Consider the following 4,679-nt stretch of genomic DNA (forward strand, 5'->3'; position numbering starts at 1 on the left):
ATAAAAAAGACGCCAAAAAACCTGAGTTAAGCTCTCAATTAGTGGCTCACAAAGATAAAAAAGACGCCAAAAAACCTAAAAACTCAGTGGCCTAATGGCTTTGACTCTAAAAAAGCGTTTTTAAAAACGCTTTTTTGGATACTATTTTGTAGTTTCCTACCATTTTTTAAAACCTTTGATGGGATTTATCGCTCTTCTCACGCTTTCAAAAGTAAAGTTTAAATCTTTTGTATACTGGAATTTTGTCAATATGGCTGTGTTTTTTAAAAAGCGTATAAAAAGGCGTTAAGGCTTTTCTAAAAGAGTGTGAGCGGCTTCTAGGACTTCAAGGGGCGTGATAGATTTCATGCACAAATGGTTTTTTTCATTTTTTAAAGGGCAAACTCGTTTCTTGCAGGGCGAACAGCTTAAATGGTGGTTTAATACAATCGTTTTTTGAGCTTTATAGGGGCTAGTCTCTTTTTCATCAGTGGGGCCAAAAAGAGCGATTAAGGGGGTTTGCGTGCTAGCAGCCACATGCATGGGGCCGCTATCGTTAGTGATGAATAAATCTAAAATAGCGATGCGTTGTATCAATTCTTCAATGCTGGTTTTCCCGCACAGATTGTAAGCGTTATGGGATAATAAGGGGTTTTTCAATAAGCTTTTAACGGATTTTAAAATCTCTTCAGAAACGATAGCGTCTTCTTTAGCCCCAAAAAAATAAATTTCATGCCCTTCTTCTAACAAAACAGCCGCAACTTCAGCGTAATAAGAAGCCGGCCATCTTTTAGCGCTCCCATAGCTTGCGCTAGGGTTAAAGCCGATTTTTTTAGGGGTGTTTGGGGTGTGAGTGGGGAGGTTAAAGGCCAGTTTTAAGGGTAAAACGCTTTTTTGATCCAATTCTTTTTTTAAAAATTGAGAAAATAAAAAGCAATACTTTTCCACTTGATGATACTCTTTAGGGGCAGGAGCGATCGCATGGCTGAGAAACAAAGAACGAAAAAATTGAGCAAAACCGATGCGAACGGGCGTTTTTGTCGCATAGAGCAAAAAAGCGGAATAAAAATGGTTGTTTAAAGCGATCGCTATATCGCAACGCCCTATTTTTTGAGCGAGTTTGTGAGTGGCTAATAGCCTGAAAAAGGATTTTTTGGTGTCGTCTATGAAAACGGCTTCTATTTTTTCATCTTTTTTGAAAAGTTCGCAAGTAATGGTTGGGCCTACTAAGACAAAATACGCGTTAGGGTAGTGGTGTTTAAGGGTGTAAAAAAGCGAGCTTGCCATCACCCCATCGCCTAACCAATTAGGCAAACGCAATAAAATACGCATGCGTTTGGGTGCATTTACGCTCATCAATAGCCCTTTTTTAAAGATTTTAAGCTAAAATTTTAGCATACAAATACAAGGAAATGGAATGATTACCCCTAAAGTGTTGAGCGGGTTTAAAGACCGCTTGCCTAAAGATGCGATACAAAAAGCCCAATTGCTTGCGAAAGTTTCAGTCGTGTTTCAAAGTTTTGGTTTTGTGCCGATTGAAACCCCTCATTTGGAATACGCTGAAGCGCTACTACCTGATGCGAGCAGCGATATTCAAAAAGAAATTTATCGTTTTAAAGACCATGGGGATAGGGATGTGGCTTTAAGGTTTGATTTGACCGTGCCATTAGCCCGCTTTGTTTCTTTGCACCACCAAATATTAGGCATGCCCTTTAAACGCTACGCTATAGGCAATGTCTTTAGGGGCGAAAGGGCACAAAAAGGGCGTTATAGGGAATTTACGCAATGCGATTTTGATTTTATAGGGAGCGAAAGCTTAGTATGCGATGCTGAGATCATTCAAGTGATTGTCGCTTCTTTAAAAGCCTTGGATTTAGAAGATTTTTGCGTCTCTATCAACCACAGAAAAATTTTGAACGGGATATGCGAATATTTTGGGATCTCTCAAGTGAATGAAGTGTTGCGCATTGTGGATAAATTAGAAAAAATTGGCTTGAATGGGGTTGAAGAAGAATTAAAAAAAGAGTGCGATTTAAATTCAAACACCATTAAAGAGCTTTTAGAAATGGTTCAAATCAAACAAAACGATTTGAGCCATGCGGAATTTTTTGAAAAAATTGCTTATTTGAAAGACTATAATAAAAATCTAAAAAAGGGCATACAGGATTTAGAAAGGCTATACCAGTTGCTAGGGGATTTGCAAATTTCTCAAAACCTGTATAAAATTGATTTTTCTATCGCTAGGGGATTAGGGTATTACACAGGGATTGTGTATGAAACCACGCTTAATGAAATGAAGTCTTTAGGGAGCGTGTGTTCAGGGGGCCGTTACGATCATTTGACTAAAAATTTTTCTAAAGAAAATTTACAAGGAGTGGGGGCTTCTATTGGGATTGATCGATTGATTGTGGCTTTGAGTGAAATGCAATTATTAGACGAGCGTTCCACCCAGGCTAAAGTGTTAATCGCTTGCATGCATGAAGAGTATTTTTCTTACGCCAACCGCTTAGCGGAGTCTTTAAGGCAAAGCGGGATTTTTAGCGAAGTCTATCCAGAAGCTCAAAAAATCAAAAAACCCTTTTCTTATGCTAACCATAAGGGGCATGAGTTTGTGGCTGTCATTGGCGAAGAAGAATTTAAAAGCGAAACCTTAAGCTTGAAAAACATGCATTCAGGCATGCAGTTGAATTGCTTGAGTTTTTTAAAAGCCCTTGAAATCATTGGAGAAAACAATGAAGACTTGTAATGTCGCTATTGTCGGGGCTAGTGGGGCGGTAGGCCAAGAGCTGATTAAAGGTTTAGAAAATTCTTCTTTCCCAATTAAAAAATTTGTCCCGCTCGCTAGCGTTAGGAGTGCTGGTAAAAAGATCAGAGCTTTCAATAAAGACTATGAAATTTTAGAAACCACACATGAAGTTTTTGAAAAAGAAGCAATAGACATCGCCTTTTTTAGCGCTGGGGGGAGCGTGAGCGAAGAATTTGCTACAAGCGCTGCAAAAACGGCCTTAGTGGTTGATAACACGAGCTTTTTTAGATTGCATAAAGATGTGCCTTTAGTCGTGCCTGAAATCAACGCTAAAGAAATTTTTAACGCTCCCTTAAATATCATCGCTAACCCTAATTGCTCCACCATTCAAATGACGCAAATCTTAAACCCCCTACACCTTCATTTTAAGATAAAAAGCGTGATTGTTAGCACCTATCAAGCCGTGAGTGGGGCAGGGAATAAGGGTATAGAGAGTTTAAAAAATGAATTAAAAACCGCTTTAGAGTGTTTGGAAAAAGACCCCGCTATTGATTTAAACCAAGTCTTGCAAGCGGGAGCTTTCGCTTACCCGATCGCTTTCAATGCGATCGCTCATATTGATACTTTTAAGGAGAATGGTTACACGAAAGAAGAGCTAAAAATGGTGCATGAAACCCATAAAATCATGGGCGTGGATTTCCCTATCAGCGCGACTTGCGTGCGCGTGCCGGTATTGAGGAGCCATAGCGAGAGTTTGAGTATCGCTTTTGAAAAAGAATTCGATCTCAAAGAAGTCTATGAAGTTTTAAAAAACGCCCCTAGCGTGGTTGTTTGCGATGATCCTAGCCACAATCTCTACCCCACGCCCTTAAAAGCGAGCCACACGGATAGCGTCTTTATTGGGCGCTTGAGAAAGGATTTGTTTGATAAGAAAACCTTGCACGGCTTTTGCGTGGCGGATCAATTAAGAGTGGGGGCAGCCACCAACGCGCTCAAAATCGCCATGCATTACATTAAGAACGCTTGATTTTACTCAAAGATAACAAAGATGAATGCGCATGCGCTTGAATTAAGGATAAGGATCAATCTAGCCCAATCTCTCAAAAAGAGCTTTAAGTTACTAGGCTTGCGGTGTTAAACAAGGGTGTAATTGAATTTCTCAAGGCTTGATTGAGAGAAATGCTAATATTTGGTAGGTCAAAAGGAATGAAAGGCTTACACTCAAGCAGAGAGTGAATGTTTAGCTAGCGAGTTATTGCCTATTATTCCATTTAAAAGGGTGTGAGTTTAAGGTATAAGGAAAACTTGTATCAAGTTTTGTTAGAATGGATTAGAAAAATCTGATTGGATTGACCCTTACAATTTCTCAAACCAATTGTTTAATAGCGGTTAAATATGGCTATATACACTACAATAATAAGATTTTGAAAGGTTGGTAATGGAATCAGTAAAAACAGGAAAAACAAATAAAGTTGGCAAAAACGCAGAGACAGCTAACGCAAAGGCAAGTAAAGAGACTCATTTTAAACAAGCGAGTGCCATTACAAATATAATCAGATCAATTGGTGGGTTTTTTACAAAGATCGCAAAGAAAGTTAGAGAACTTGTAAAAAAACACCCCAAGAAAAGCAAGGCGGCATTAGTAGTATTGACCCATGTTGCGTGCAGGAAAGCGAAAGAATTAGACGATAAAGTCCAGGATAAATCCAAACAAGCTGAAAAAGAAAATCAAATCAATTGGTGGAAATATTCAGGATTAACAATAGCGACAAGTTTATTATTAGCCGCTTGTAGCGTTGGCGATACTGATAAACAGATAGAGTTAGAACAAGAAAAACAAAAGACAAGCAATATAGAGACTAATAACCAAATAAAAGTAGAACAAGAAAAACAAAAGACAAGCAATATAGAGACTAATAACCAAATAAAAGTAGAACAAGAAAAACAAAAGACA

At 38.5% G+C, this 4,679-nt stretch carries 5 protein-coding genes; 4 read left to right on the plus strand and 1 reads right to left on the minus strand.

Features of this window, described 5'->3' with window-relative positions; all coding sequences use genetic code 11:
- Positions 1-95: hypothetical protein (locus I6852_RS07775; protein WP_021172647.1), on the plus strand; the 95-nt coding region annotated here is incomplete at its 5' end.
- A gap of 190 nt (positions 96-285) precedes the next feature.
- Here the strand turns inward: I6852_RS07775 and waaF are convergent.
- Entirely contained in the window at positions 286-1,335 is a 1,050-nt protein-coding gene (gene waaF / locus I6852_RS07780) for a lipopolysaccharide heptosyltransferase II (RefSeq protein WP_197292073.1), read from the minus strand.
- Between the two features lie 61 nt (positions 1,336-1,396).
- On the opposite strand from waaF, the gene hisS reads away from it, so the two are divergent.
- The 3 genes from hisS to I6852_RS07795 all read left to right on the plus strand — a co-directional run.
- A complete protein-coding gene (hisS, locus tag I6852_RS07785) occupies positions 1,397-2,725 on the plus strand; it encodes a histidine--tRNA ligase (protein ID WP_197292072.1) in 1,329 nt (442 codons plus the stop codon).
- Entirely contained in the window at positions 2,712-3,752 is a 1,041-nt protein-coding gene (gene asd / locus I6852_RS07790; RefSeq protein WP_197292071.1) for an aspartate-semialdehyde dehydrogenase, read from the plus strand. Before hisS ends, asd begins: the two co-directional genes overlap by 14 nt.
- A gap of 411 nt (positions 3,753-4,163) precedes the next feature.
- The coding region (locus I6852_RS07795) for a DUF874 family protein (RefSeq protein WP_197292070.1) at positions 4,164-4,679 on the plus strand (516 nt) is incomplete at its 3' end.

This window comes from Helicobacter pylori (assembly GCF_015904775.1).
Classification (GTDB): Bacteria; Campylobacterota; Campylobacteria; order Campylobacterales; family Helicobacteraceae; genus Helicobacter; species Helicobacter pylori_DM.